The sequence below is a fragment of the Defluviicoccus vanus genome (assembly GCF_014672695.1).
GTDB classification, from domain to species: domain Bacteria; phylum Pseudomonadota; class Alphaproteobacteria; order Rhodospirillales; family Defluviicoccaceae; genus Defluviicoccus; species Defluviicoccus vanus.
In genome coordinates this window covers 1780510-1807428 of record NZ_CP053923.1, presented here as the reverse complement: position 1 = coordinate 1807428, position 26919 = coordinate 1780510, and the positions used below count along the sequence as shown (strand labels likewise).

General features: G+C 64.4%; 22 protein-coding genes and 1 pseudogene. 15 read left to right on the top strand and 8 right to left on the bottom strand.

Annotated elements, in window-relative coordinates:
• The first annotated feature begins 174 nt into the window (after positions 1-174).
• The 3 genes from glgX (at position 175) to treY (ending at position 7139) form a co-directional block, all read left to right on the top strand.
• A complete protein-coding gene (gene glgX / locus HQ394_RS08175) occupies positions 175-2331 on the top strand; it encodes a glycogen debranching protein GlgX (RefSeq protein ID WP_190262821.1) in 2157 nt (718 codons plus the stop codon).
• Positions 2332-4179, top strand: coding sequence for a malto-oligosyltrehalose trehalohydrolase (gene treZ / locus HQ394_RS08170; protein ID WP_223291955.1), 1848 nt, complete (start codon positions 2332-2334; stop codon positions 4177-4179).
• A gap of 11 nt (positions 4180-4190) precedes the next feature.
• Positions 4191-7139, top strand: a complete 2949-nt coding sequence (gene treY, locus HQ394_RS08160; protein WP_223291954.1) for a malto-oligosyltrehalose synthase — start codon at positions 4191-4193, stop codon at positions 7137-7139.
• A 50-nt stretch (positions 7140-7189) separates the two neighbouring features.
• Here treY and HQ394_RS08155 read toward each other — a convergent pair whose 3' ends face one another.
• Both HQ394_RS08155 and HQ394_RS08150 read right to left on the bottom strand, forming a co-directional pair.
• The gene (locus HQ394_RS08155) at positions 7190-7960 is read right to left on the bottom strand and encodes a sulfite exporter TauE/SafE family protein (RefSeq protein ID WP_190262819.1); all 771 of its coding nucleotides are present in this window, start codon (positions 7958-7960) and stop codon (positions 7190-7192) included.
• A gap of 142 nt (positions 7961-8102) precedes the next feature.
• Positions 8103-8792: a hypothetical protein gene (locus HQ394_RS08150; RefSeq protein WP_190262818.1), complete on the bottom strand. Its 690-nt coding sequence runs from the start codon at positions 8790-8792 to the stop codon at positions 8103-8105.
• A gap of 560 nt (positions 8793-9352) precedes the next feature.
• Here HQ394_RS08150 and HQ394_RS08145 point away from each other — a divergent pair.
• On the top strand, positions 9353-10471 hold the full coding sequence (locus HQ394_RS08145; protein ID WP_190262817.1) for an acyltransferase family protein: 1119 nt from the start codon (positions 9353-9355) through the stop codon (positions 10469-10471).
• Between the two features lie 126 nt (positions 10472-10597).
• On the top strand, positions 10598-11728 hold the full coding sequence (locus HQ394_RS08140) for an IS4 family transposase (protein ID WP_190262816.1): 1131 nt from the start codon (positions 10598-10600) through the stop codon (positions 11726-11728).
• Positions 11729-11876: 148 nt separating this feature from the next.
• Here the strand turns inward: HQ394_RS08140 and HQ394_RS08135 are convergent, their stop codons facing one another.
• Complete coding sequence (locus HQ394_RS08135; protein WP_190260069.1) at positions 11877-13238, bottom strand: IS1182 family transposase; 1362 nt, start codon at positions 13236-13238, stop codon at positions 11877-11879.
• Between the two features lie 482 nt (positions 13239-13720).
• Here HQ394_RS08135 and HQ394_RS08130 point away from each other — a divergent pair, with 482 nt between their 5' ends.
• Positions 13721-14782: an XdhC family protein gene (locus tag HQ394_RS08130; RefSeq protein WP_190262815.1), complete on the top strand. Its 1062-nt coding sequence runs from the start codon at positions 13721-13723 to the stop codon at positions 14780-14782.
• Positions 14783-14952: 170 nt separating this feature from the next.
• On the top strand, positions 14953-16461 hold the full coding sequence (locus tag HQ394_RS08125) for an NTP transferase domain-containing protein (RefSeq protein ID WP_456151564.1): 1509 nt from the start codon (positions 14953-14955) through the stop codon (positions 16459-16461).
• On the opposite strand, the gene HQ394_RS08120 is transcribed toward HQ394_RS08125, so the two are convergent.
• The 4 genes and pseudogenes from HQ394_RS08120 to HQ394_RS21480 form a co-directional block, all read right to left on the bottom strand.
• A complete protein-coding gene (locus HQ394_RS08120) occupies positions 16462-17259 on the bottom strand; it encodes an FAD binding domain-containing protein (protein WP_190262813.1) in 798 nt (265 codons plus the stop codon). It lies immediately after the preceding gene.
• A 20-nt stretch (positions 17260-17279) separates the two neighbouring features.
• Positions 17280-17789, bottom strand: coding sequence for a (2Fe-2S)-binding protein (locus HQ394_RS08115; protein ID WP_317629020.1), 510 nt, complete (start codon positions 17787-17789; stop codon positions 17280-17282).
• 150 nt (positions 17790-17939) lie between these two features.
• Positions 17940-18692 (bottom strand): cobalt-precorrin-6A reductase, encoded by a 753-nt coding sequence (locus tag HQ394_RS21485; RefSeq protein WP_223292062.1) that lies wholly within the window; start codon positions 18690-18692, stop codon positions 17940-17942.
• 42 nt (positions 18693-18734) lie between these two features.
• Positions 18735-19820 (bottom strand): annotated as a pseudogene (locus HQ394_RS21480) (cobalt-precorrin-5B (C(1))-methyltransferase); the annotation flags it as partial.
• Between the two features lie 202 nt (positions 19821-20022).
• On the opposite strand from HQ394_RS21480, the gene HQ394_RS08105 reads away from it, so the two are divergent.
• From HQ394_RS08105 to HQ394_RS08080, 6 genes are all read left to right on the top strand, one after another.
• Positions 20023-20784: a sulfite exporter TauE/SafE family protein gene (locus HQ394_RS08105; protein ID WP_223291953.1), complete on the top strand. Its 762-nt coding sequence runs from the start codon at positions 20023-20025 to the stop codon at positions 20782-20784.
• Positions 20785-20811: 27 nt separating this feature from the next.
• Positions 20812-21453: an SCO family protein gene (locus tag HQ394_RS08100; RefSeq protein WP_190262810.1), complete on the top strand. Its 642-nt coding sequence runs from the start codon at positions 20812-20814 to the stop codon at positions 21451-21453.
• 39 nt (positions 21454-21492) lie between these two features.
• A complete protein-coding gene (locus tag HQ394_RS08095) occupies positions 21493-22845 on the top strand; it encodes a cobyrinate a,c-diamide synthase (protein WP_190262809.1) in 1353 nt (450 codons plus the stop codon).
• A 65-nt stretch (positions 22846-22910) separates the two neighbouring features.
• Complete coding sequence (locus HQ394_RS08090) at positions 22911-23363, top strand: YcgN family cysteine cluster protein (RefSeq protein WP_190262808.1); 453 nt, start codon at positions 22911-22913, stop codon at positions 23361-23363.
• Positions 23360-24307, top strand: coding sequence for a dihydrodipicolinate synthase family protein (locus HQ394_RS08085; protein WP_190262807.1), 948 nt, complete (start codon positions 23360-23362; stop codon positions 24305-24307). Before HQ394_RS08090 ends, HQ394_RS08085 begins: the two co-directional genes overlap by 4 nt.
• Positions 24308-24351: 44 nt before the next feature.
• Positions 24352-25032: a M48 family metallopeptidase gene (locus HQ394_RS08080; RefSeq protein ID WP_190262806.1), complete on the top strand. Its 681-nt coding sequence runs from the start codon at positions 24352-24354 to the stop codon at positions 25030-25032.
• On the opposite strand, the gene HQ394_RS08075 is transcribed toward HQ394_RS08080, so the two are convergent.
• Positions 25029-25427 carry an MmcB family DNA repair protein gene (locus HQ394_RS08075; RefSeq protein ID WP_263053790.1) on the bottom strand — a complete coding sequence of 133 codons (399 nt, stop codon included), beginning with the start codon at positions 25425-25427 and terminating at the stop codon, positions 25029-25031. The genes HQ394_RS08080 and HQ394_RS08075 overlap by 4 nt on opposite strands.
• 382 nt (positions 25428-25809) lie before the next feature.
• Here HQ394_RS08075 and HQ394_RS08070 point away from each other — a divergent pair, with 382 nt between their 5' ends.
• On the top strand, positions 25810-26223 hold the full coding sequence (locus tag HQ394_RS08070; RefSeq protein ID WP_190262805.1) for a bacteriohemerythrin: 414 nt from the start codon (positions 25810-25812) through the stop codon (positions 26221-26223).
• Between the two features lie 93 nt (positions 26224-26316).
• On the top strand, positions 26317-26919 hold the full coding sequence (locus HQ394_RS08065) for a hypothetical protein (protein ID WP_223291952.1): 603 nt from the start codon (positions 26317-26319) through the stop codon (positions 26917-26919).

Below are 26919 nucleotides of genomic sequence, written 5' to 3'. Positions count from 1 at the left end.
GATGGCAGTCTACTCTCGCGGATATCCAGGGTGAATTAAACCACATAGGAACTCATTCTGGCGTACTGCATGACGCTATCGCCGCGGCAACGACGAAGGCGACGGATCGTAGACCGGTTTCGGGCGTTGTTTTTCTCAGTGGCGGTCGTTGCCAAGCATTGAGGAGAATGTCGGATGACATCTGAGGGCGTGCGCATCTGGCCAGGAGCGCCTTATCCACTCGGCGCCACCTGGGACGGGATGGGGGTCAATTTCGCCCTGTTTTCGGAGAATGCCGAGCGAGTGGAGCTCTGCTTGTTCGATGAGGGCGGCGACGTGGAGCAGGCCCGAATCAGCATGCCTGAATACACCGACGAGGTTTGGCATTGCTATCTGCCGGATGTCCGCCCGGGGCAGCGGTACGGCTATCGCGTGCACGGACCCTACGCCCCAGAGCAGGGGCATCGGTTCAATCCCAACAAGTTGCTGATCGACCCGTATGCGCGGGCCCTCGTCGGCGATGTGGCGTGGGACGATGCCCATTTCGGCTACACCATCGGTGGGGATGATCTCAGTTTCGATACGCGGGACAGCGCGCCTTTCATGCCCAAGTGTCGAGTGGTCGACACGGCATTCACCTGGGGCGAGGACCGGGCGCCGCGCACCGATTTGCACAGCAGCATCATCTACGAGTTGCATGTGCGCGGCTTCACCATGCGCCACCCGGCCATCGACGAGAATTTGCGCGGAACCTTTGCCGGACTGTCCACCTCCACCTCGGTGGACTATCTGCGCAGTCTTGGCGTCACCGCGGTCGAACTACTGCCGATCCAGTCCTTCCTCAATGATCGCCACCTGATCGAGCGCGGGCTGTGCAACTATTGGGNNGGCTACAACACGCTAGCATTTTTCGCGCCACATCCGCTTTTCCTTGCCAGCGGTCACCTCGGCGAATTCAAGACTCTGCTCCAGGTGCTGCACACCGCCGGAATCGAGGTTATTCTCGATGTGGTCTATAACCACACCGCCGAAGGCAGCGAGATGGGGCCAACGCTTTCATTTCGGGGCATCGACAACGCGTCGTATTACCACCTGCTGCCCGACAACCCGCGCTACTACCTGGATTTCACCGGCTGCGGCAACGCCTTCGACCTGCGACACCCACGCGTTCTGCAGCTGGTGATGGATTCGCTGCGCTACTGGGTCGAAGAGATGCACGTGGACGGCTTTCGCTTCGATCTGGCGACGACGCTCGCCCGCGAAGGCTCCGGCTTCGACAGCCACTGCGGCTTTCTTGACGCCATGCGCCAGGACCCGGTGCTATCGCGGGTCAAGCTGATCGCCGAGCCGTGGGACGTGGGACTTGGCGGCTATCGGCTGGGCGGCTTTCCCGCCGGCTGGGGCGAATGGAACGACCGCTATCGCGACACCGTGCGCCGCTTCTGGAAAGCGGACGGCGATCAGGTAGCCGATCTGGCCACCCGCATCACCGGCTCCAGCGATATTTTCAATAGCCATGGCCGGCGGCCGCAGGCGTCGATCAACTTCATCTGCTCGCACGACGGGTTCACCCTGGCCGACCTGGTCAGCTACAACGGCAAACATAACGACGCCAATGAGGAAAACAATCTGGACGGCACGGATAACAACAACAGCTGGAATTGCGGCGAAGAAGGCCAAACGAATAATCCCGAAGTGTTGCGTCTACGGCTGAAGCAGCGGCGCAATCTGATGGCAACGCTGTTGCTGTCACAGGGTGTGCCGATGTTTGTCGCCGGTGACGAGTTTGGTCGCTCTCAGGGCGGCAACAACAACGCATATTGCCACGACAACGAAATAAGCTGGATTGACTGGCAGGCGATCAGCGATGAGGACAAGGCCTTCGGTAATTTCGTTCGCCGGTTGATCAAGCTCCGTCAGGACCACATCGTTTTTCGTCGCCATCGCTTTTTCTTTTCCCGCGCGATCAAGGGCACGGAAATTACCGATATCAGCTGGATTCGCGCTGACGGCCAAGCCTTCGAGGACGAGGATTGGGGCAGTGGTGACATGCACTGGGTCAGCTTTCTGGTCCGCGGCGAAGCCGGCGAATACCACCTGACGGCGCGGGGCGAGCCGCAGCCGGACGACAGCTTTTTCGTCATCCTTAATGCCCATCACGATGCGGTGGAGTGGGTGCTGCCTTCGATCACCGCGGGAGTCGGCTGGTCGCTACTGTTTGATGCCGATCTCGACAACGGCAGCGACAGCGAACAACTGTACGAAGATGGCACCGCCTATCCGGTTGCGCCGCGATCCACCGTCGTCTTTGTGCGTGCGGCAGCGGAAGCGGCAGACGGTCTCGCCCTATGAGTGCGTGCAACCACAGTTTCGCCTACGCCANTGCCCTTCGGGGCCGAGGTGGGAGCCGAGGGGACGCGCTTTCGCCTCTGGGCGCCGACGGCACGCACCGTCAGTCTTGTCCTCCTCGGCGCGGGCGCCCACAGGCGCTTGCCTATGCCACAGAACGACGATGGCTGGTTCGAAATGACGGTGGCGGATGCGATGGCCGGCGCCCGCTACCAGTTCGTCATCGACGACCAGCTGGGGGTGCCAGATCCGGCATCGCGGTACCAGCCCTTTGATGTTCATGGGCCGAGCGAGGTGATCGATCCGCGCCACTACGCTTGGCGCAACCACGCCTGGCGCGGGCGGCCGTGGGAAGAGGCGGTGATCTACGAACTCCATGTCGGCACCTTTTCGCCCGCTGGTACCTTTCGCGGCGTCATCGACAAACTGGATGCCCTGGTCGACCTTGGTGTTACCGCCATAGAACTGATGCCGGTTGCCGATTTTCCCGGCGCCCGCAACTGGGGTTACGACGGGGCGCTGCTGTTCGCAGCGGATGCACAATACGGCTGCCCCGATGATCTGAAGGCCCTCATCGACGCCGCGCATGACCGCGATCTGATGGTGTTCCTTGACGTAGTCTACAACCACTTCGGTCCGGAAGGGAATTACCTCTACGTCTACGCCCGATCGTTCTTCAACGCCGAACGCCATACCGCGTGGNGGGCGGCAATCAACTTCGATGGTCCCGACAGTCGCTGGGTGCGGGAATTCTTCATCGCCAATGCGGTTTATTGGCTGCAGGAGTACCAGTTCGACGGCTTGCGACTGGATGCGGTGCACGCGATCGACGACCGCTCGACGCCGCACATCCTGCGCGAGATCGCACAGCGGGTTGACGCGGCGATGCCGGCGGATCGCTATGTTCACCTGATCCTCGAGAACGATGCCAACGAGGCGCGATGGCTGTGCCCCACGGTAGCGCGGCAGCCGGCCTACTATACCGCACAGTGGAATGACGACAGTCATCACGCCTGCCACGAGTTGCTGGCCGGCGAAAGCGAAGGTTACTACGCCGATTATGCCGATGATCCTGGCAAGCACCTAGCGCGCTGCCTCACCGAAGGCTTCGCATACCAGGACGACCCGTCGCCGTTTCGCGATGGGGCCAGGCGGGGACGCNCCAGCCTCGATCGACCGCTTACCGCCTTCGTCAATTTCCTGCAGAACCACGACCAGATCGGCAACCGCGCCTTCGGTGAGCGGATCGCCCAGCTGACATCGGCGGCGGCGCTGCGCGCTGCCGTTGCTGTGCTGCTCCTCTCGCCGTCGCCGCCGCTGCTGTTCATGGGCGAGGAGTGGGCCGCACCCGAGCCATTCCTGTTCTTCTGCGATTTCGGCGACGATCTACGCGACGCGGTGCGCGAGGGGCGACGGCGGGAGTTCGCCCAGTTCGCCGCGTTCCAGCATCCGGAAGCCCGTGCCCGGATCCCCGATCCGACGGCAGCGAGCACCTTTGAGGCCTCGAAGCTCGACTGGCGAACCCGTGATGCGCCAGAGCAGCACGTGGTGATGCTGGAGCACTACCGACGGCTGCTGGCGCTCCGCCGCGCCGAGATTGTGCCGCGACTGCCGGGCTTGCGCCCTGGCGCTGGCCGGATGATTTGGCGCGACGGGCCGGCACTGCTTGCCGACTGGCAACTGGGCGATGGCTCCCGGCTGCTGCTGTGCGCCAACCTTGGCGCGAAGGCGAAAGCGATGCCGCCGCAAAGCTTAAGCGGCCGTCTGCTCTTCGCGACGGCGCCATCGGTAGCGAGCGCGTCGGACCTGCCTGCGTGGTCGGTTGCCTGGAGTTTGTGCGAAACAACCTAAGAGGATTATTGATGCAGTTACCGTCTCCGGCAACCCCGCTCGCCACCTATCGACTGCAGTTCCATAAGGGCTTCACCTTCGATGATGCGACGGCGATCGTGCCCTATCTGGCCGAACTCGGCGTCAGTCATCTCTACGCCTCGCCCTATCTCAAAGCTCGCCCCGAAAGCACTCACGGTTACGATATTACCGATCACAACGAGATCAATCCCGAGATCGGCACCGCGGAGAGCTTCGCCACCCTCTGCGCCACCCTGGCCGCGCACGGGATGGGGCAGATCCTCGATTTCGTCCCCAACCATGTGGGCATCTTCGGTGCCGACAATCGTTGGTTTCTCGATGTCCTCACCTGGGGTGAGGACTCCCGGTTGCTGAGTTCTTCGACATCGACTGGCGTCCGGCCAAGCCAGAGCTGCATGGCAAGCTGCTGGTGCCACTGCTTGGCGACTCTTACGGGACGATTCTCAACAATGGCGAACTTAAGCTCGCCCTTGATGCGGGCGAAGGCGGCTTCAGCGTCTGGTACTACGAAAACCGCCTGCCGCTGGCGCCGCCGACCTATGGACGGATCCTGCGCCCGGCGATCGACCGGCTGCGGCAGACCGGTGCACTCGATCCAGCGCACGACGGCCAGTTGGCGCTGCTTGCGGCCGGTTTCGACGAACTGCGGCGCCCGGCGCGAACCCGCCCGGCGCGGGGGCACACGGTTTGCTCTTGCCGAGCGGATGTGCACCGATCTTGCCGCCCTGCTGCAAAGTGACCCGGCGTTGCGCGCCGAGATCGACGCGGTGATCGACGAAATCAACGGCACGCCGGGCAACGCCGCCTCCTTCCGCCGCCTCCACCAGTTGCTGGAGCTGCAACACTATCGGCTGGCGTACTGGCGGGTCGCCGCCGAGGAGATCAATTACCGCCGCTTCTTTCAGATCAACGATCTTGCTGGTGTGCGCGTCGAACTGCCACAAGTGTTCGAAACCATCCACCGCCTCGTCTTTCGCTGGATCGACGAGGGAAAGGTGCACGGACTGCGCATCGATCACGTGGATGGCCTGTTCGATCCTCGCCAGTATCTGCAGCGGTTGCAGGAGCGTTATCGGCAGGGACGCCCGGCAGAGAACAGCAACGGTGCCGGCAATGGAGACGCCGACCAACTCTACGTCGTCGTCGAAAAGATCCTGGCTTCGCACGAGTCGCTGCCTGCCGATTGGCCGATTGCCGGCACCACCGGCTACGATTTCCTCAACGCAGTCAACGCGCTGTTCGTCAATCCGGCTGCCGAGGCGGCACTCGATGCGTGCTACCTGTCCTTCGTCGGCCAGACCCGGACCTTTGACGAGATGACCTACCGCGGCCGCAAGCTGGCGATGGAACAGGAACTGGCGAGCGAACTGCGCGTCCTCGCCAACGAAATCAACCACCTCACCGAAAGCAACTGGTTCACCCGCGACTTCACCCTGGTGGGGCTGCGCCAGGCATTGCGGGAAATCGTCGCCTCCTTCCCAGTTTACCGCACCTACATCGACTGGAACGGTCCCCGCAACGAGGATCGCCGCGATCTTGACTGGGCGGTCAGCCACGGGCGCCGCCGCAGCGACCGCTCCGACCTCAGCGTCTTCGACTTCCTCCACAGTCTGCTGACCACCGACATTGGCCGCGGCAGTACGCCAACGCTGAACCGGCGCGAGGTGCGACGTCTGGCACTGAAATTCCAGCAGTACACCGGCGCAGTGATGGCGAAGGGCGTCGAAGACACGGCCTTCTACCGCTACAACCGCCTCGTTTCCTTGAACGAGGTGGGCGGATCGCCAACCCGCTTCGGAACGTCGCTCGCCAGCTTCCATCGCACGCAGCAGGACGTGGCGAAGCGCTGGCCGCTGACCATGCTCGCCACCGCCACCCACGACACCAAGCGCGGCGAGGATGTGCGGGCGCGCATCAATGCCCTCTCGGAGTTGACCGCCGAGTGGGCGGACGGGGTGCAGCGCTGGTCGACGCAGAACCGCCGACACAAGTCCGAGTTCAACGGTGGGTACGCACCCTCCGAGAACGACGAGTATCTGTTTTATCAGTCGCTGCTCGGTGCCTGGCCCACAGCTTTCATCGGTATGCCCGAGCCCGACGCCGCGACCATGGACGTTTTACGCCAGCGCATGGTCGATTTCATGTTGAAGGCGGTGCGCGAGGCCAAGCTGCATTCCAGTTGGACCAACCAGGATGCGGTCTACGAGCAGGCGCTGATCGGTTTCGTCCAGCGCACACTTGACGTCGGTGGTCGCAACCCCTTCGTCGAGGCCTTTGCTGCCTTTGTCGACCGCGTCGCCCCGGTGGGGGTCATCAACAGCCTGGCGCAGGTCGTGGTCAAGCTGACCGCACCCGGCGTACCCGACATCTATCAGGGCTGCGAGATGTGGGACCTGAGTCTGGTGGATCCGGACAACCGCGGCCCGGTGGACTACGCCCTGCGCCAGGCGACGCTCGCCGAACTGCAGGCGGAATGGAACCGCAGCATTGATGCCGCTTGGCTGACGCAGCTGCTGAACGATTGGCCGAGCGGCCGGGTGAAAATGTTTGTCACTTGGTGCCTGATGAGGCTGCGCCAGACACAGCCGGCGCTGTTTGTTGCCGGCGGCTACAAGCCGCTCGATGTGGTCGGTCCCGCCGCCGACAGGGTCTGTGCCTTTATGCGTTCGCAGGGCGAAGACCTGGTGCTGGTGGTGGTGCCGCGGCTGGTCGCCGCGTGGATTGAGCCACCCGAGATCTGGCCGCTTGGTGCCACCCCCTGGCAGGACACCACCGTGGTGCTGCCGGCGGGCCAGGCCGCCCTGCGGTTGCAGAACATCTTTACCCGCCAACCACTTCCCCCGGCGCTTCCCCCGGGCGACGACGCCACCGACGGCAGCACGCTCAGCCTCCGCCTAGCCGACCTGCTCGCCATTTTCCCCGTCGCCGTTTACGCCTGAACACGTTCATTGCCTGCCCGCCTTGGCGCGCCTGCTGGCCGCCAGCGGCTTCAGCTTTTGAGGAAGTAGGCGATGGTCAGGACGGTGCCGACGGTGGTGACGATNCGTTCGTGCCACGGCGGCGGGGAGGCGGTTGCCCACGTGCCCACCCAGGTAGCCGCCGACGAGACCGCCNNTGCCATCATCAACAGCGCGTGCGGCCAGCTCACCACGCCGGCGATGACGAAGACGACGATGGCGACGCCATTGCAGAGCGAGGTGAACAGGTTTTTCAGCGCGTTCATCACCCGGATGTCGTCGAGGCCAAGCAGATTCAGCCCGGCCAGCGTCACCATCCCCATACCGGCGCCGAAGAAACCACCGTAGACGCCGATCGCCGCTTGCAGGACGAGGCACGCGGCGCGGACGGCGGGGCGCTCATGGTGCAGATTGACTCGCCTCATCATCCGCACCAGCCTCGGGCCGAGCGCGAACATCACCGTTGCGACCAGCAGCAGCCAGGGCACGCAGGCGCGGAAACGTGCATCGCCGAGCCACAGCACCAGCCAGGCGCCCAACGCGCCGCCGACCACGCCCAGGAACAGGAACGAGACCAGGAGATGACGGGCGGCGGCGAGGTGGCGACGCATCGCCAGGAAGGCGGCGAAGCTTGAGGGCCCCAATGCTACAGTGTTGGAGGCATTGGCAGCGACGGCGCCGAGCCCGGTGGCCATCAGCGCCGGAAAGGTGAANGTGAAGAAGGTAGCACCGCCGGCGATGGCATTGATGCCGCCGCCAAGGATGCCGGCGCCGACGAGGAGGGCAACGTGCTGCAGGTCCATGTTCAGGATGCCGAGAGGATAAAGGGTGGGCCAAGGAGCGCGGCGAGGGTCTAGCGTTCACCTTGCATGCCCGTCAGGTGGTTGCAACCCCGAGCCCATCACGACACTGTTCATGGCGCTACACTTCACGTGCAGCCGTCGTTCACTTCGTGCCGTCCGTTACCGGCAGTCGGGCGAGAAAGCCCTGCATGTGGAACGCCGCCTGATCGGGAGGATAGCGATAGGATTTGCCGACGGGACAGGCGCGCCGCGCCGCGCAGCCGAACGCGCGGCATGGCCGTCCGGCGGCAGCACGGACGTGGGCGGCGCAGTGTGGCACGTCGTAGCCATCCGGACTTAGCGCCACCACCGGGCAGGCGGCAAGGCACGGCTTCTCCTGACAGCTGGTGCAAGGGTGGGGGATGGGCGGGAGCGGCGGCAACGTTAGCACGTCGGGGAAGGCTAGAGCGGCGCGGTAGGCATGCCAGAGGCCAAAGGTGGGATGGATGAGGACACCGAGTGGCGATGGATAGACCGGCTCGGCCCGCATCGCCCAGCGCTGGAAGGGCGCAAACGGCGGACCGTCGGCGGGAAAGATCGCCCGTGCCTCGGCCGAACGTGCGATGGCGCCAACGGTGCGGCGGATCCAGCCGTCGAGGGGATCGGCGATCCCAACGCGAGTGGCGGGCTGACAATCACGGTTAAAAGCCGCCCACATCCCGTCCCCGGCATTGCCGACCAGCAACAACGTACCCGCCCCGGCAGCGTGGGTGTCGTCCGAGTCAGGATAAAGGCCGCCGCACAGCCGCAGTCCCAGCCATCCTAACTCAGCCTCCAGTGCCGGTATGGGCAACGCCGGTCTCCCTCTTGCCACGGAGGTTGTGCGCACGCATCGGGCCGCGACGCACGACTTGGCGCGCACGATGCGTACACTTTTGCGCGACCGCGTGCCGTTGTTCCGCCTATTGTCGAATCCGGCGCCGAGAATGGCTTCACCACGGCGGCGCCCCTGATGGTCGATAAGGCTACGCGTGCTCTAGGCTCACCAGCGTGTCAAGGCTAGCAAGTTCAATTTTAGCAACTGCGGCAAGGCAAACCACATCAAAAACCCCCGCGACGATACGCTCAAGGTGAGCGAAGCAGCGGGCAACAAGATCACCCCACATGACTTCCGCAGAATATTCGTTACCATCATGGTGGCCGTTTGTGGTACCGACGTGCACAAGATGAAGCTACTGACAAGCCACGTTCCTAAGGGCGTTCCTATCCGTCACTACCTTACGACATCTACACTACGATACTTACTGTCTGACGCACGGCGCATTGGGGATTAGATAGAGACGCGCCCGCAAAAATGACGTTGGCCTAATTGCTATTCAATTATTCAAGCGACTCTCTTTGTGGGATGACGGCATGTACGGTAAACAAAAAGAGACCGTTCTCGTAAACGCTAAATCAAGCCCTAGTGAAAGATCAACGGCCATCGACGGATTGAGGGGATATGCGGCATGCGCAGTCATCATATATCATGCATTATTATATCCTATCAAGGATCATGCCGCTAATTATCTAGGCAATACGATCTGGAGCTTTTCAAGGTATGATATGTTGGGGCGAACATTGGTAGCTATATTTAGCGGAGAAACGGCAGTCATGATATTTTTTGTCATGAGTGGCGCGGTTCTCATGGGCGCTTTGGACAGGGAAGGACATATTAGCCGCCTTGGCATGCTTCTCGCCAAATTTCCGATAAAGAGAATATCCAGATTATATCCCGCACTAATTGTCTGCCTAGCCGCAATGTATATTTGCTACGAAACGTTGCGTATCATATTTCCAACCATATATCCAGCCGCTTCATTGCGAAATACCATAATAAATATGACGCTGTACGACACCTCTGTCCACGGAGCAACGTGGACATTGAAAGCTGAAATTCTAGCAATTCCATTCATAATCATATGCTTCATGTTAAAAAGGTATTTAGGCGTTTTCGGGTTGGTGCTGGCTGCTGCCTACTCGATTATGATAATATATTTTCCCCAGTGGTCTTTTGGAACTTATTATCTTCCACGCTGGTTGATCTATTTCGTTTGTGGATTTATTGCCTATGATTTCTCAAAATCACGTGTTGTTAACTACGTCATGAGCGGCTGGATGTGGGTGCCGATAGTTATTGGTGCCGCTATTCTTCGCCCATTGCTTTCGATGCAATCCAACATTGCAACATTGATTCAGGCGTTTTGTATAATGCTATTGGTGTCTCATTTGCCTGGAAAAAGTACGAGCCCGCTATCAAGAATTTTTTCTTCGAAAATGTCTGTGTTTTTGGGCCGCATCAGCTACAGCCTTTATTTATGGAATGTTATATTCCTAAACGTTCTTTTGGTGCCGGCGGTAAAATTTACTTCCGCAAAAGAAAACTATGTGGAATATGGGATTGTTATCGGTATTGTCGCGGCATTACTTTCTATACCATTTTCAATAATCTCAGAAAGATGGCTAGAAAGCTCAGGAATCCCCTCATTTTGAGTTTTGATACGGATCAATGGGTTGCTACGGATGAGCTTGGCGGCGGCGGTCGGTTATGCAGGGTGAGAGTAAGGTTTCGAGGGTTGGGGTGGGGAAGTGAACGGGGTAGCGCGTCCTGAGTTTCGTTTGACCGACGTTCGTCGGTTTCTTGATGGGGTTTTCGCGGGGCATGTTCACGCCAAACGGATCGCGTCGCTGGCCAACGGCACGCTGGGGGTGATGACCGGTGCGTCGCTGGCGGTTTCGATGATCGGCCATGCGTTGGCGCAGGCGCGGGGATTGCTGACCAAGCATGCGGTCAAACAGGTCGGCAGGCTGCTGAGCAACGCCGGCGTCTCCGTCTGGGAGATGTTCGGGCAATGGGTTCCGGAGGCGGTTGGCGGCCGCAAGGAAATCGTCGTCGCCATGGACTGGACCGATTTCGACGCCGACGGGCAGGCGACGCTGGCGCTCAATCTGGTGACCGGGCACGGCCGGGCGACGCCGCTGTTGTGGCTGACGATGCTGAAGGCGGAACTGGCGGGCCAGCGCAACGCCATCGAGGATGCGTGTCTCGGCCGCCTTGCCGGGGTGTTGCCGGCGGGGACGACGGCGACGATCCTCGCCGACCGCGGCTTCGGCGACCGCAAACTGTTCGATTATCTGACGAAATTGGGCTTCGCCTATGTCATCCGGTTCCGCGGCGACATCCGCGTCGACGCCGCCGACGGAGAAAGCCGGGCGGCGGCCGAGTGGGTCGGCAAGGGCGGCCGGGCGCGCCATCTGCGCGGCGCCTCGGTCACTGCCGCCGCGCAACCGGTCGGCGCCGTCGTCTGTGTCCACGCCAAGGCGATGAAGGAGCCCTGGTGTTTGGCGACGAGCAAGGCAGACGCATCGGCCCGCGAAATCGTCAACCTCTACGCCAGACGCTGGACCATCGAGCCCAGCTTCCGCGACACCAAGGATCTGCGCTTCGGCATGGGGCTCGGCGCCGTGCGCATCGGCGATCCGCAGCGCCGCGACCGCCTGCTCCTGCTCAACGCCTTCGCCGTGCTGTTCCTCACCCTGCTCGGCGAGGCCGGCGAAGCGCTCGGCATGGACCGCCACCTCAAGGTCAACACCGCCAAACGCCGAACCCATTCCCTGTTCCGCCAGGGCTGCATGCTCTACGACCTCATCCCGGCCATGCCCGAACCCCGCCTCCGGCCGTTGATCGAAAGGTTCCTCGAAATGCTAAAAAACAAACCAATCACCGCCCAACTGACGAACATAGCTTAAATGAGGGGATTGATGAGGCTAGCAGCCTGTCGGACTTGCGTCTCGGGCGTCGCCGGACCTGCGTAGGGATCGGTGCGTCGGCGCCTCTGTCAGCGCCATTTTGGGCGGTGCGGTCGCGCTGGCGCGCCTGCGGAACTGGCCGCGCAGGCTAGACGGCGCGGCTGAGGGCGAACATCCGCTTCAGGTTCCATGCCATGGTTACAAGCCTCCACTCGCCACGGGCGGCATTGAGCCCGCGCAGCAGGAACTGCCGGAACCCCAGCACGGACTTGATGATGCCAAACACTGGCTCGGGCGTCTGCTTGCGCAGGGCGTAGAGCGCGCGGCCCTGCGGCGTGCGCAGCCGATACGCCATCGCCTGAACCGGGGTGGGGTCTTCGGGCGCCGGTGGCGCCGCAGCGAAGCGCTCTTGCAGGCTGAGATGATGCGCCTCGCGACCAAGTGCGATCAGCGGTTCGATCCCGCCGGCCACACAGGCCTGCACATTCGCCTCGCTGAAGTAGCCATTGTCCGCCAACAGCATGTCCGGCCTGCCGAGCACGTCCGGCAGAGTGCCGATCTTGTCCAGCATGGGTGTAAGCTGCTGCTTGTCGTTGGGCGCCTGCACCACGTCGGCGACCACCACCAGCAGACTGCCCGCCGCCACCGCCGCCTGCGCATTGTAGCACTGCTCAAAACCGCCGCCCGCCACCGCCATGATGCGGCTTTCCTCGTCGGTCAGATTGATCTGATCCGTGGGCAGCGGCGTCGCCACCGGCGGCTTCGGCTCACGGCCCGTGGGCTTCTTGCCGGTGGCCGCTGCCTTGGCGTCCCGTGCTGCGAGTTTCGCCTGATGGTCTGCCTGCTCCCGTTCGAAGCGTTCCTTCGCGCGGGCCTCGATCTTCGCCCGGGCCTCGGCGAGCCTGGACAACCGTTCCTCACGTCGCGCCAGTTCGTCGGGGATCGACATGCCGTCAGCGATGTCCACCTGGTCCGCCGCTTCTGCCTTGGCCATGAGATCGGCCACTTCGGCCTGCAGTTGGGCCTCCAGCTTGCCCGCATGGTCATAGGACAGCGCGCTGTGCCGGCTGGCATTGGCGTGGACCTTGGTCCCGTCGAGCCCGACCGTTCCCAGCTTCAGCACGCCCATCTCGCGCGCGAGCACCAGCACCTGGACGAACAGCTTCTCGATCTGCGGCAGAAAGCGTCGGCGGAACGCGGCGATGGTGTCATGGTCCGGATGATCGTTCGCCGCGATGAAGCGGAACGCCACGCTGTCATAGGTCGCCCGCTCCAGCTTGCGGCTGGAGAACACCCCGGTGGCGTAGCCGTAGATCAGAATGCCCAGCAGAAGGCTGGGGTGGTAGGACGCTTCCCCAGAGCCACGGTAGCTGCCGGTCATCGGCCGCAGATCCAGCCCCGCGATCACCTCCACCACGAACCGCGCCAAGTGCCGCTGCGGAAGCCACTCGTCCACCGACGGCGGCATCAGAAATCCGCTGTCGCGGTCGATCGGGCGGAAGTTGCTCATGCCGAAGAGGTCCGGGCCGGGGGCGTGAATCCATGCCCGGATTCTATAACCCACAGCTCCGCCTCGCGTTAAGTCCGACAGGCTGCTAGAAAGACCATTCGTCAACGTATGGAAAAATCGCAACGAACGCATAGTACTTCGAAAATCCGGAGAGCTCTCAGTTGGCGCTTGATGAAAAATTTTGGCGGCGACAAGCCGCGGAAGGTCTGCTCGGAAGAAAGCATCGCGGGCATAGCTCGGCTCATTTGTCATAAATATCATTTTCACATTTACGCTCACGCACGAACTGCACTTAACATAGCGTACGATATCTTGGCAAGATTTCGTGCCTCCGACTTCATGATGACTGCTTATGGTCTTCAGTAGTGCGCCTAGTCATATGCTGAGGTTCTTGCCAAGCGTGGTGTTGGCTGATGGGGGTTGGCATGATCAGCTAGAGGCAGACATCATACCTTGGACGGAAGCGATTGATTGAGGGCGACATGGGCGAAGCGGAGCGATGCGGCGCAGACGATGCCGCGGACGACGCGCTGGCGACGGCGGATGCCTGGCACCGGCAGGGCCGGGGTGTTGCCATCGCCACTGTAGTGGCCACCTGGNGGGCGTCGCCGCGGCCGGCCGGCAGCCAACTGGCGGTGGATGATCGCGGCCACTTCGTTGGCTCGGTCTCCGGCGGCTGTGTGGAAGCGGCGGTGATCGAGGAAGCGCGCGCCGTCATCGCTTCCGGCGTGGCGAAGCTGCTGGAGTTTGGCGTCGCCAACAGCCTTGCCTGGGAGGTGGGCCTCGCCTGCGGCGGCCGCATCCAGGTGCTGGTCGAGCGGGTGNGAATGAAAGCGGCAACGCTCGCCCGCGTGCTGGCCGGCCGCGCTGCCGGCCGCTGCATGCTCCTCTGCACCGATCTGCAGAGCGGCGCTCAGACGCTGCTGGACGAGGGCGACAGCGAACCCTCGGGCGATCTGTCGCAGTCGCCGGCAATGCTGGAGGCGGCGCGGCGGGCGATCGATCGGGACGCCAGCGGCATCGTCGAGGCCGATGGTCGGCGACTGTTCCTGCACGTCTTCACCCCGCAGCCGCGGCTGCTCGTCGTCGGTGCGGTGCATATCGCCAAACCTCTGTTGCGGCTGGCGGCGATGGCCGAGTACCGCGCCGTCCTCATCGACCCGCGGCGCACCTTCGCCGCGCAGGAGGGGTTTGCCACGGCGACGGTGATAGACGCCTGGCCCGACGAAGCGCTGGCGGCCCTGGGCCTCGACCGGCGCTCAGCCGTCGTTACCTTGACCCACGATCCGAAACTGGATGATGCGGCGCTGCAGGTGGCGCTCGTCTCGCCTGCCTTCTACATCGGCGCCCTTGGCAGCCGTAAAACTCACGCCGCCCGCCTTGCCCGACTCGCCGCTCAGGGCTTTGCCGAGGAAGACCTGGCGCGCATTCACGGCCCGGTGGGTCTCGCCATAGGGGCGGCGACGCCGGCGGAAATCGCCATCGCCATCCTTGCCGAGATCACCCAGGTGCGCCGGCAGGCGGCCAGGGAGCGAAGCGAGTGAAGTTCGGCCCGGTGGCGGTAACGGATGCTACTGGGTGTATCCTCGCCCATAGTTTACCGGTGCCGGGAGGACGGCTGAACAAGGGCAGGGTGCTCACCGCCGACGACTTGCTGCTGCTGCAGGCGGTCGGGATTGCCGAGGTGGTGGTCGCCCAGCTCGCCGCCGACGACATGGCGGAGGATGCGGCGGCGGCCGCCGTTGCCGCGGCGTTGGCTGGCGACGGTGTTGTCCTGAGCGCTGCCCACACCGGCCGCTGCAACCTGTCCGCCGCCCGTCCCGGCGTCGCCGTGATCGACGGGGCGGCGATCGATCGCATCAATCGCGTCGATGCGGCGATTACCGTCGCTACCCTGCCGCGATTTGCCGCCGTGACTGCAGCGCAGATGCTGGCGACGGTGAAGATCATCCCCTTTGCCGCAACGCAGGCAGCGGTGGTGCGCTGCATCGCCATCGCGAGGGAGACGGCGCCGCTCACTCTTGCACCCTTTCGCCCCCACCGCGCCGGCCTGATCCAGACGCGCCAGGCCGACACCAAGGCGAGCGTGCTCGCGGCCACCGTTGCGACCACCACTGCCCGTCTGGACGCCCTCGGCAGCACGCTCACCGCCAGCACAGTTGTCGCCCACGCCGAAACTGCCGTCGCCACCGCCCTCGCCGAACAGCGCTTGGCTGGCTGCGATCCGATCCTGGTGCTGGGAGCATCGGCCATCGCCGATCGCCACGACATCATTCCGGCGGCGGTGACCGCCNCTGGGGGAGAGGTCGTCCACCTCGGTATGCCGGTGGATCCGGGCAATCTCCTCCTCCTGGCGCAAATCGGCGGGACCCGGGTCATTGGCTTGCCCGGCTGCGCCCGCTCGCCGAAACTGAACGGTTTCGACTGGGTGCTGCAGCGAGCCCTCGCCGGCCTTGAGGTGGGCGCTGCCGACATCATGGCGATGGGCGTTGGCGGCTTGCTGACCGAGATTGCCAGCCGGCCGTTGCCGCGGGCACGGGCCACGGCGGACACGAGGACGGCGGAGTCGACGGCGGACGCGGCACACGACGGCGGTGGCGAGAACAGACCCCGCATCGCCGCAGTGGTGCTGGCGGCGGGGGGCGGTCATCGCTTCGGCGGCGACGGCAAACTCCTGGCGCCCTTCCGCGGCCGCCCGCTGGTGCTGGCGGCGGTGGAGGCGGCGCTGCAATCGCGAGCCTCGCCCGTGGTCGTTGTCAGCGGCCATCAGCGCCAGACCTTGGCGGCGGCGCTCGCCAGCGTGCCGGTGCGGATCGTCGCCAATCCCGACCACGCGTTGGGCTTGAGCTCATCGTTGCGTGTCGGTCTCGCCGCCTTGCCGGAGGGACTGCGCGGCGCGGTGCTACTTCTGGGCGACATGCCGCTGATCAGCGCCACACTGGTGGACCGGTTGATCGCCGCCTTCGACGTCCACGATGGCGAGGCCATCTGCGTGCCTACCTGCAGGGGCGAGCGGGGAAATCCGGTGCTCTGGCCGGCACGGTTGTTGGCCCGTCTGGCGGCGATCGAAGGCGATCAGGGCGGTCGGGCGCTGCTGCGCGACCAGAATGAACGGGTCGTCGAGGTGGAGTGCGACGATGTGGCGGTGCTGATCGATGTTGATGACGCCGAGGCCATGGCCCGGGCCGAGTGTTTGGCCGCCGAAGGCAGTGTCGAGCGCTGATCAGCCGGCGTCGGCGATGGCGCGTCGCGCCAGCACGCCCACCAGATCAGCACGATACGCAGCGGAGCCGCACAGGTCGCTGGTGAGTCCATCCGGATCGATGGCCAGACTATCCGCCGCCGCGGCATGCCAGCGGCGGCTCAATGCCGTCTCGAGAGCCGGCAGCCGGAAGGCGCAAGACGCGGCGCCGATAACCGCCACCCGTGGTCCGGCGACCGTGGTCTCTGCCGCCATCACCGCCACCAGGGCGTACCGGGAGGCGAGCTGCTCGAACTTGGCATAGCCGGCCCGCCGCGGAATGGGAAAGACCACTTCGGTGATCAGTTCATCCGCTGCCAGCGCCGTCTCTCCCATGCCGCGAAAGAAATCGTCGGCGGCGATTCTTCGCCGGTCGGTGACGATGGTCGCCGCCAGTGCCAGCGCTGCCGCTACGTAGTCGCCGGCGGAATCGTTGGTGGCAAGCGCGCCGCCCAGCGTGCCGCGATGGCGCACCTGCGGATCGCCGATGCCGTCGACGAGGCGGGCGAGCGCCGGAATCGCCTCGCGGACAAGACCTGAGCCGGCAACAGCTGCATGCGTCGTCATCGCGCCGATGTGAATACCGTCGATGTCGGCGCGGATGAAGCGCAGGCCGGCGAGGTGGCCGAGGTCAATCAGTTGCGTCGGATTGGCCAGTCGTTGTTTGAGCATCGGCAGCACGGTCATGCCGCCGGCGAGAAAGCGGCTGCCCGCCGTCGTCTGCGCGGCGCTGACCGCATCCTCGACGCTGCTGGCACGGACATAATCGAAAGGGTACATGCGCCGGCCGACTCGCTTGCCTAGGGGTTGGCCGATGCTGGCGCGTGCGCCGCACGTGCCGCCGCGGCGATGGCGGAGACGATGTTGTGGTAACCGGTGCAGCGGCAGAGGTTCCCCTTCAGCCACGCTCGGATCTCGCGGTCGGTGGGCTGGGGATTGTGCGCAATCAGGTCGACCGCGCTCATCACCATGCCGGGTGTGCAGTAACCGCATTGCAGCGCGTGCTGGGTGTAGAAGGCCTGTTGCACCGGGTGCAGGTCCTCCGCCTGCGCCAGTCCTTCGATGGTAACGATGCGACTGCCGTCGGCCTGCACCGCCAGCATCGAGCACGACTTTACGCTCAGGCCGTCCACGTGGACGACGCAGGCACCGCACTGCGACGTATCGCAGCCCACGTGGGTGCCAGTCAGCTGCAGTGTTTCACGCAGGAAATCGACCAGCAGTGTCCGTGGATCGACCTCTGCCGTCACTGGCTGGTCGTTGACGATCATCGTGATGGAAACGCGGGTGATGGGCGTCGCGGTCGACATGGCGTTGAGTGCCCTCGCGAACGATCGGGGACAGACGATCGAGGCTTATGGTTACGGACGCCGCTTTCTCTCTGCCCTGTCAGCGCTCTGTCAAGTGGCCAACGGCAAATGGCCGGCGAATGGTTGATTTGCGATCACTGCGGCTGACGGTCAGCCGTTCAGGGTCGCATCAATCCACGCCACCGCGGCCTCCACTGTCTCCATCTCGATTGCCGGCGGCAGTGAAGGGCGGGTTATCATCACCACCGGCAGGGAGAGATCCNNGCGCCGCGCGGCCAGTTTGGCGGCTGTCGGGCCACCGCTTTGCTTGGCCACCACCGCACCGATGGCATGGCGAAGCAGCAACGCTGTCTCGCTCTCGACCGTAAAGGGCGGCTGGGCGACGACAAGAGTGTAATAGGCGAGCGGCAATGGTGCCGGCGGCCGCGCAAAGGCGCGGACGAGAAACCAGACGTCGGGGAGTGTTGCGAAGGCCTCGACGCGTCCGGGGCCGGTGGCGAGGAAGACGCGGCGCGCCAGTGATGGCAACAGCGTCGCGGCTGCCTCCAAATCCGCGACCTCGAGCCAGCGGTCGCCACTGCAGCGCGGCCAAGGTGGGCGAACAAGCCGAATCCACGGAATGCCGCGAGCCGTGCCCGCTGCTGCTGCGTGCGCCGAGATCGTCGCCGCAAAGGGATGCGTTGCATCCACGAGCAGATCGATGCCTTCGTCGGCAAGCCAGTTGGCGAGACCGGCGGCGCCGCCGAAGCCGCCGACGCGCAGCCGTCCGGCGCTGGGCGGGGCCGACGCGTTGGCCGGCAGTCGTCCGGCGAGTGAGGTGGTCACCTCCAGCCGGTCGGCGAAGCGGGCGACAAGCTGACTGGCGAGTGCCGCCGCCTCTGTCGTCCCGCCGAGAATAAGCACCCGGCTANNACCATCGAACGAACCATCCTCCCCACCCCTAATCCCGGCGCGGCCGATCAGGGAGCCTTGCCGATCGAAGATGATCACCTCTACCGCGACGCCGCTGCCGGCAAGCACCTTTGCCGCGACTTGGGCGGCGGCGCTGGCAACGGCGTCGGCCAGCGGCAATCCCTGCGCCTGGGCGATCGTCAGGACCTGCGCCCCCCGGCGNGCACAGGCTGCGGCTTCGACCGCGTCGGCCGGTGCGCCCAGATCTGCCAGCATCCGCGCCAGTGCCGCCGGATCCAGTTGTGATTTCGACGAGTGCACAAACAGCTGTCCCTGCGCCAGTTTGGCAAGCTTGGCAAAACCGCCGGCGAGTGTCAGCCGCGGCACCGGGTGGGTGCGAAGATACTTCAGCGTGCCGCCGATAAAGTCGCCCATGTCGATCAGCGCCAGTTCCTCGAAACCGTAAAGACGCTGCACCGCGGCTTCGGAGACGCTGCCGGTGGCGGCCGCCAGATGGAGGATGCCGGCGGCACGGGCCACATCGATGCCGCGGTGGATGGCATGAATCCAGGCGGCGCAGGAGAAGGGGACGACGATGCCGGTGGTGCCGAGGACGGACAGGCCACCACGAATCCCCAGTCGGCCATTGAGCGTCTTTGCCGCCAGTGCCGCGCCACCGGGAATACTGAGGGTGACCTCTACGTCGGCGGCGACGCCGGCCTGCAGCGCGATCTCGGTCAGAGCACGGGTGATCATCGCCCGTGGGCCGGGATTGATTGCCGGCTCGCCCGGCGGCAGCGGCAATCCCGGCAAGGTGACGGTGCCGATCCCCTCGCCGCCGCGAAAGTGGATACCGCTGCCCGGTGGTGCAGGAGCGACGAGGGCGCGGATCTCGGCGCCGTGGGTCACGTCGGGATCGTCGCCGGCGTCCTTGATCACCCCTGCCTCGGCCGTAGCGTCCGTCAGAGCCATGTGGCTGAGTGACAGCGTCGCATTGCCGCCGCGCGGCAGCGCGACGGTGATCGGATCGGGAAACGCACCGGTCAGCCACGCCTGCCAAGCGGCGGCGGCGGCGGCGGTGGCGCAGGTGCCGGTGGTCCAGCCGCTACGCAGGGTCTTGGCTTTTTCGTCGTCGGCCATGGTCGCAGCTTAGCGCCCTTATGCGGGTGGGTTCCAAGCCGAAAGACCAAGCACGTTTGACAAACGAGTCAATCGGACCAACTGTAGCTCCAGTCGCGGGCGCGGCGGACTGGCACCCGCCCGTATTTGAGAGCATAGAAGACCGCCTTCGACCGGACAGCCTGCTGCAGGTGCGCCGGCGCGGTCACCGCGGGAGATGTCAGTGGACGATCCCCAGCTTCTGAGCAGCCTGCTTGCCGCTGGCGTGGCGCATTGCCGTGTCACCGTCACCACCCATGCGGGCCTGCTCGGCAGCCTCTTCCTCGCCGGGCTGGTGGGCAGCACCACTCACTGCGTCGGCATGTGCGGTCCCTTTGTCCTCAGCCAGACGGTAGCGCGCCTGGAGGCAGTGCCGGCGTCGCAGCTCAGCGAGTTCAGCCGGCTGCGTGGCGCCGCCCTTCTCCCCTATCACCTGGGCCGTGCCACAACTTACACCTTCCTTGGCACCCTGGCGGCGACCTTTGCCGGTGGCTTCGCCGCGCTGGCGCAGGTGCGCTGGCTGTCGGCGGTGCTGCTTCTTGTCGCCGCTTTGTTTTTCCTCGCCTATTCCCTGCGCCGCCTGCCGCGGCGCTGGTCGAGTGCCGGCGGCGGCTGGTGGGCGCGGCGGGTGGAGCCGATGGTCCGCCCTCTGTTCGCCCGGCCGGTCGGCTGGCGTGGCTATCTCCTGGGCGTGGTACTGGGGTTCATCCCCTGTGGCCTCCTTTATGGTGCGCTCACCGCGGCGGCGGCGAGCGGCGGTACCCTTGCTGGTGCCGCGGCCATGCTGGCCTTCACCGCCGGTACCTTTCCGGCACTCCTCGCCGTCGGCTTGGCCGGACACGTGGTCGGCAGCCAGTGGCGGGGGATGGCGCTACGCGTCGCGCCGGCGCTGATGCTGTTGAACGCCGCCGCCTTGTCGTATCTCGCTTGGCAGATCATTGCCTGACGTCAACTACCGTGAGCCGAACCGAACATGACCCAACCGAACCGAGCCTCCACGGCTAAGCGGCCATTCCGCGGCGCCTTTGTCGTCCTTGCCCTCATCGTCGTCCTCCTGGGCGCCGGGTTTCTTGTTGCCCACCGTTACTTCGGCCAGCCGCTGGCGGGCTCGTTGCAGGAGAATGCCGGCGCCGACATTGGAGGCCCATTCACCCTGGTGGATCAGGATGGCCGCACCGTCACCGATGCCGATTTTCGCGGCAAGTACATGCTGATCTATTTCGGCTACACCTACTGCCCTGACATCTGCCCCACATCCTTGTCACGCAACGCCGACGCGCTGAAGCTGCTTGGCGCCAAGGCCGACAAGGTGCAGCCGATTCTGATCAGTGTGGATCCCGAGCGCGATACGCCGGCAACGCTGAAACCCTATGTGGCGGCCTTTGGCCCGCAGCTGGTAGGCCTGACCGGAACCAACGAGCAGATCGCTGCCGTGGCAAAGGAATATCGTGTCTACTACGGCAAATCCCCGTCGGTGAAAGGAGACGAATACTACTTGGTCGACCACTCGTCCTTTTCCTATCTGATAGCACCCGATGGTCATTTCCTGCGCTTCATCAATCACACGATGAAACCCGAAGAAATGGCGGCAATGCTCGATCAGGCGATCAAGTGAGCGCGAGCTGGGCCGGCGCGGCGTAGTGGTGGTGGGAGGATGACGCCTGTGGCGCCGGGCGTGATTATCGCCGCACCCGCCTCCGGCAGCGGTAAGACCGTCTTCACCCTGGGTCTGCTGCGACATTTGGCGCGACGCGGTGTTGCCGTCGCCTCGGCCAAGGTGGGACCCGACTACATCGATCCCGCCTTCCACGCCGCGGCGAGCGGCCGGCCCTGCGTCAATCTTGATCCCTGGGCGATGCGCCGGCAGACGCTGGCCGCACTGACGGCGATGCTGGCGGCGGACGCGACGTGGGTGGTGTGCGAGGGGGTGATGGGCCTGTTCGACGGTGCCACCGTCGACAGCGGTTCTACCGCCGATCTGGCGGCGGCTACCGGCTGGCCGGTGATTCTCATCGTCGATGTTCGGGCGCAGGCGGCGAGCGCCGCGGCGGTGGTGCGCGGTTTCGTCACCCATCGGCCTGACGTTGCTGTCGCCGGGGTCGTCTTCAACCGGGCCGGCAGCGAGCGTCATTGTCAGGTGTTGCGACAGGCCTGCGCGGTGGCGGTGCCCGGCCTGCCGATTTTGGGGTGCCTGCCGCGGGCTGCCGAGCTGGCCTTGCCGGAACGGCATTTGGGCCTAGTGCAGGCCGCCGAGCATCCGGCGCTCGATGCCTTTCTCGACGCTGCTGCGGCGTGGATAGCCTGCCACGTGGACGTGGATACGCTGTTGCGGCTGGCGCGGCAGCCGCAGCCGCAGCCACCGCTGTCGATCGCGAGCGCCTTGCCCGCTACGCCGCCCGTACCACCGCTTGGCCAGCGCATTGCCGTCGCCGACGACCCTGCCTTTGCCTTCCGGTATCCCCACGTGGAGCGCGGCTGGCATGCCGCCGGTGCCGAGATCCTTCCCTTTTCTCCCCTCGCCGATGCGGCGCCCGCCGCCGATTGCGATGCGGTATACCTACCCGGCGGCTATCCCGAACTGCACGCTGCCCTGCTCGCCGGCAACGCCCGTTTTCTCGCCGGTTTGCGCCAGGCAGCGGCGCGCGGTGCGGCGGTCTTCGGCGAGTGCGGCGGCTATATGGTGCTCGGCCATGGGCTGATCGATGCGGACGGGGTGCGCCACCCGATGGCTGGGCTGTTGCCGCTGGAAACCTCCTTCGCCGGACGTCGGCTACACCTCGGTTACCGGCAGGCGGCACTGGCTGCAAACTGCCCACTCGGGGTGGCCGGCAGCCGTTTCCGCGGTCATGAGTTCCACTATGCCACGGTCGTTCGCGAGGAGACCGCCTGCCCGCTGTTTCATTGCCAGGATGCGGCGGGAGGATCCGTCGGCGCCATGGGGGCGATGGAGGGAAGCGTGTTCGGATCCTTTGTACATCTGATCGACAGCGCCGACGGTGCGACTTAGGATGTATGGACTACGGTTATTGACTTTTGCTCACCCTCTCGCATTTCAGCAGCGCGCTCGCCGCCATGACCTCTTCCCCTGATCCCAAGCGGCCCTTTTGGGAGGACACCCCTCTCGCCGAACTAACCGCGGCGCAGTGGGAATCGCTGTGCGACGGCTGTGGGAAGTGTTGTCTGGAGAAGCTGGAAGACGGCTGCACCGGCGAGATCAGCTTTACCAACGTCGCCTGTGGGCTGCTCGACCTAAAGAGCTGCCGCTGCCGCCGCTACACTCAACGTCATCGTTGGGTGCCCAACTGTCAGCAGCTGACCGTTGCCCTGATCAACGAGGTGACCTGGTTGCCATCCACCTGCGCTTATCGCCTGCGTGCCGAGGGGCAGCCGCTCCCCCACTGGCATCATCTCGTCTCCGGGGATCGGGAAATGGTTCACCGGCTGGGTTTCTCCGTCCGTGGGCGCGTTGTCTCCGAACATGAGGCGGGGCCGCTTGAACACCACATCGTCGAGTGGCCGGCATGAACGGTGCTCCCACGCCGACGCCGGCGGGCCGCTGCCTGGAGGGCATTTTCCCGGCGGTGCTGACACCGCTCGATGCCAATATGGCGCCGGACGGGGAACGCCTCGTTCGCCATTGCCAGGCGCTGCTGGCGCAGGAATGCAACGGTCTTGCGGTGCTGGGGACGACTGGGGAAGCCAACTCCTTTTCGCTGGAGGAACGGCTGGGGCTTCTCGACCAGTTGCACGCCGCCAAGCTGCCGCCCCGCAAGCTGCTGCTGGGGACCGGCTGTTGTGCGCTCACCGATACGGTGCGGCTGACGCGCCGGGCGGTCGACCTGGGCGCGGCGGCAGTGCTCATGTTGCCGCCGTTCTATTACAAGGCGGTGAGCGACGATGGACTTTTCGCCAGCTATGCGGAGGTGATCGAGCGGGTGGGCGATGGCCGACTCCGCATCTGCCTTTACCACTTCCCCCAGATGTCGGGCGTTCCGCTCAGCGCCGGATTGATCGAACGCCTCTGCGGTCGCTATGGGGAGACGATCACCGGGCTGAAGGATTCCTCCGGCGACTTGGCCGGTATGGTAGCGATTGCGCGGCGCTTCCCCGGTCTCTCGGTGTTCTCCGGTTCCGACGAGTTGCTGCTGCCGTTGCTGGAGGCCGGCGGCGCCGGATGCATCACCGCCTGCTGCAACGTCATCGCCCCCATGGCCTTGGCGGTGATCGACGCATGGCGGCAGGGAAACCACGCCGCCGCGGTGGCGGCGCAGGCGAAGCTCACGGAGATGCGCAAGCTGATTGCTACTTATCCGATGGCACCCGCGCTGAAGGAAATTGTCGCCCACGCGCTCCGCGATCCGCAATGGCGGGCGCTGCGGCCGCCGTTGTTGCCGCTGCGTGAACCGGCGGCAAAGGCGCTGAGCGAGGCCCTGGCCCGTGTTTCCTTCGAGTTCACGGCCTATTCGTGATGGCATCCGGCCGCGCCGCCTCGCAGTCTGAGGACGGCAGTTTGATGCTCGATGTCGCCGGCGTTGCCCTGCCGCTCAGCATCCGGCGTAACGCGCGTGCGCGCCGCATGATCTTGCGCATTGCCGGCAGGGGCGACGGCCTGATGCTCACCTTGCCGGCGGGTATCCCGGTCGCCGAAGGGCTGGCGATGGTCGAACGTGAACGGGCGTGGATCGAGCGCCGGCTGCAAACCATGCCGCCGCGTCAGCCCTTTGTCGACGGGGCGAGCGTTCCCGTCCTCGGCGAGGCTCTGCGCATCCACCATCACGCCGATCGCAAACCCGGCGTCGTACACGTCGGCGATACCATCGAGGTGGGTGGTCCCGCCGATCGTCTCGCCGGCCTGTTGACTCGCTGGTTGCGGGCGAGGGCGCTGGCCGATCTCAACCAGCGCTCGGCGGTGAAGGCCAGCCAACTCGGCCGACCGGTCCGCAGCGTGCGGGTGCGCGAGATGCGATCGCGTTGGGGCTCGTGTTCGGCGCTGGGCGATCTTAGCTACAACTGGCGTTTGATCATGGCGCCACCGGCGGTTATCGATTATGTGGCGGCGCACGAAGTTGCGCACTTGGCCTGCCGCGGTCACGATGGTGTGTTCTGGGCGACGGTGGAGCAATTGGCGAAGGACGTCGCCTCGGCGCGTTGCTGGCTGCGGCGCGAAGGCAATCGACTGTTGAGCTATGGCTAGGGTGGATCGACCAACCCGCTCAATCGGCCGGCGGCAAGACGCGCAAACGCCAGCAGCATTGCCTTGCGCCGTGGCGCGGCGATCTGGCGTTCCGGAGCCGGGCGAAGGATGGCGGCTTCGTAGGCATCGGCAATGATAAGGCCCGTGTCCGCAGGCAGTACGGCGACGGGAAAGTCGGCAGCCACGGCAAAATAGAACCGATCCGTATAGTCCAGGTAGGTGGTCCATTTGCTGTCGGCGCGATAGTCGGCGAGTGACGACTTGACTTCCACCAGGACGATGCCGCCGCGACGGTCGACGGCCACCACGTCAGCACGCCGGCCATTGGCCAGCGGCATCTCCACCAATGCCCGGTAATCGAGCTGGGTGAACAGGCGAAAGATACCTCGGATGATGGTTGTGGCACCCAGCGGTCCCCTGGGGGCGGCGGCGGACAGTGGCTCATGGGGAATGATGTTTCATCCATATTGTTCCCACTATGTTCCAAAAAGCCAAGTCGTAACTGGTTGCCACGCTTGCCGCAAGACCTCGTGCTGTCGTTCGCAATTTGCGCTGAAAACACGCATGACGCTGTGGCCGACGCAGGCGGAGGTTGCTGGCTTGCCGGTTTTCTGACACCTTTGCGATAGGACATGCCCGCTGAGGGGCGCGCTCGTGTGTGCGCCTGCATGGATCGGACTGTTGGTCGACTAACAAGAGCAGGGTCTTCGAATTGCGCCATTGCCGGCGCCCTTGTTGGATAGGAACGTCGATAACGCTCGACTGGAATGGGGACAAATGACGAATGCACTCTTGAGTGATGCCTTGATCAGCGGTGTTCGCTCGGTCGATAACGAGCATCACCTTCAGGTCAGTTTGCTTGCCGCGGTTCGACGGGCGATCGCCGAAGACGCCGCCCAACCCGGTTTGGAAGATCTGCTGAATCGCTTCGTCGACTTCACCAAGTTGCACTTTGCCTCCGAGGCCGCATTGATGCGGCTCTACCAATACGCACAATCCGACGCGCATGTGCGCGAGCACGATCGGACGCTTGATCAGTTGGAAGCGCTACGTGCCGACTGGCTGGCCGGCCGGGTCAAGCTTACACTTGATCGGATGGACAGACTGTCCGAATGGATCAACGATCATATCGCCTCGGCGGACCGGGCATTCGGACGCTATCTGGTTCGCCTGGGAGTTGGTCCCGGTTAAGCGCACCCGAGCCCCCGGGGCTCAATTGAACGCACGGGCACAGTTGGAGGAAGGGGAATCATGACAAAAGCAGCGGCGGGGGGCCTTGCGAGTGTGCGCGAGGCGGTCGGTGTTTTCCACGAATGGAAATCACTGCAGGCGGCCGTGGATGAACTGATGGGGAATGGCTTTGACCGTTCCGAGATCAGCCTGCTTGCTGGAGAAAAAACGGTCGAGGAAAAGCTCGGCCATATTTACGAGAAGGTTGCCGAGTTGGAAGACGACGCCACCGTACCGCGGGTGGCCTTCCTCGGGCGCGATTCGGTGACCGAAGCCAAGGCGTTCACGGTCACCGGCCTCGGTTATCTGGGTGCCGTCGCCGCCATTGGCACGATCGTCGCCTCCGGTGGCTCACTGGCGCTGTTGATTGGTGGCGCCGCGGCGATGGGCGGTGGCGGAATGCTGCTCGGTCGGTGGCTGGCCAAAGCGATCGGCCGAGATCGGGCCGCCAGCATCGAAGCGCAGTTGAACAAGGGCGGGCTCTTGCTGTGGGTGCGGACCAAGGACGCGGAGCATGAGCGCCGGGCGATCGGAATTCTCGCCAAGCACCAGGCGGAGGACGTGCATGTTCACGACGTGGTCACCGATACCGCGCCGGCCGTCGACCCACTCGTCGGCCTGCAGCCGGATCCGTTCCTGCCCGGGGCGCGCACCTAG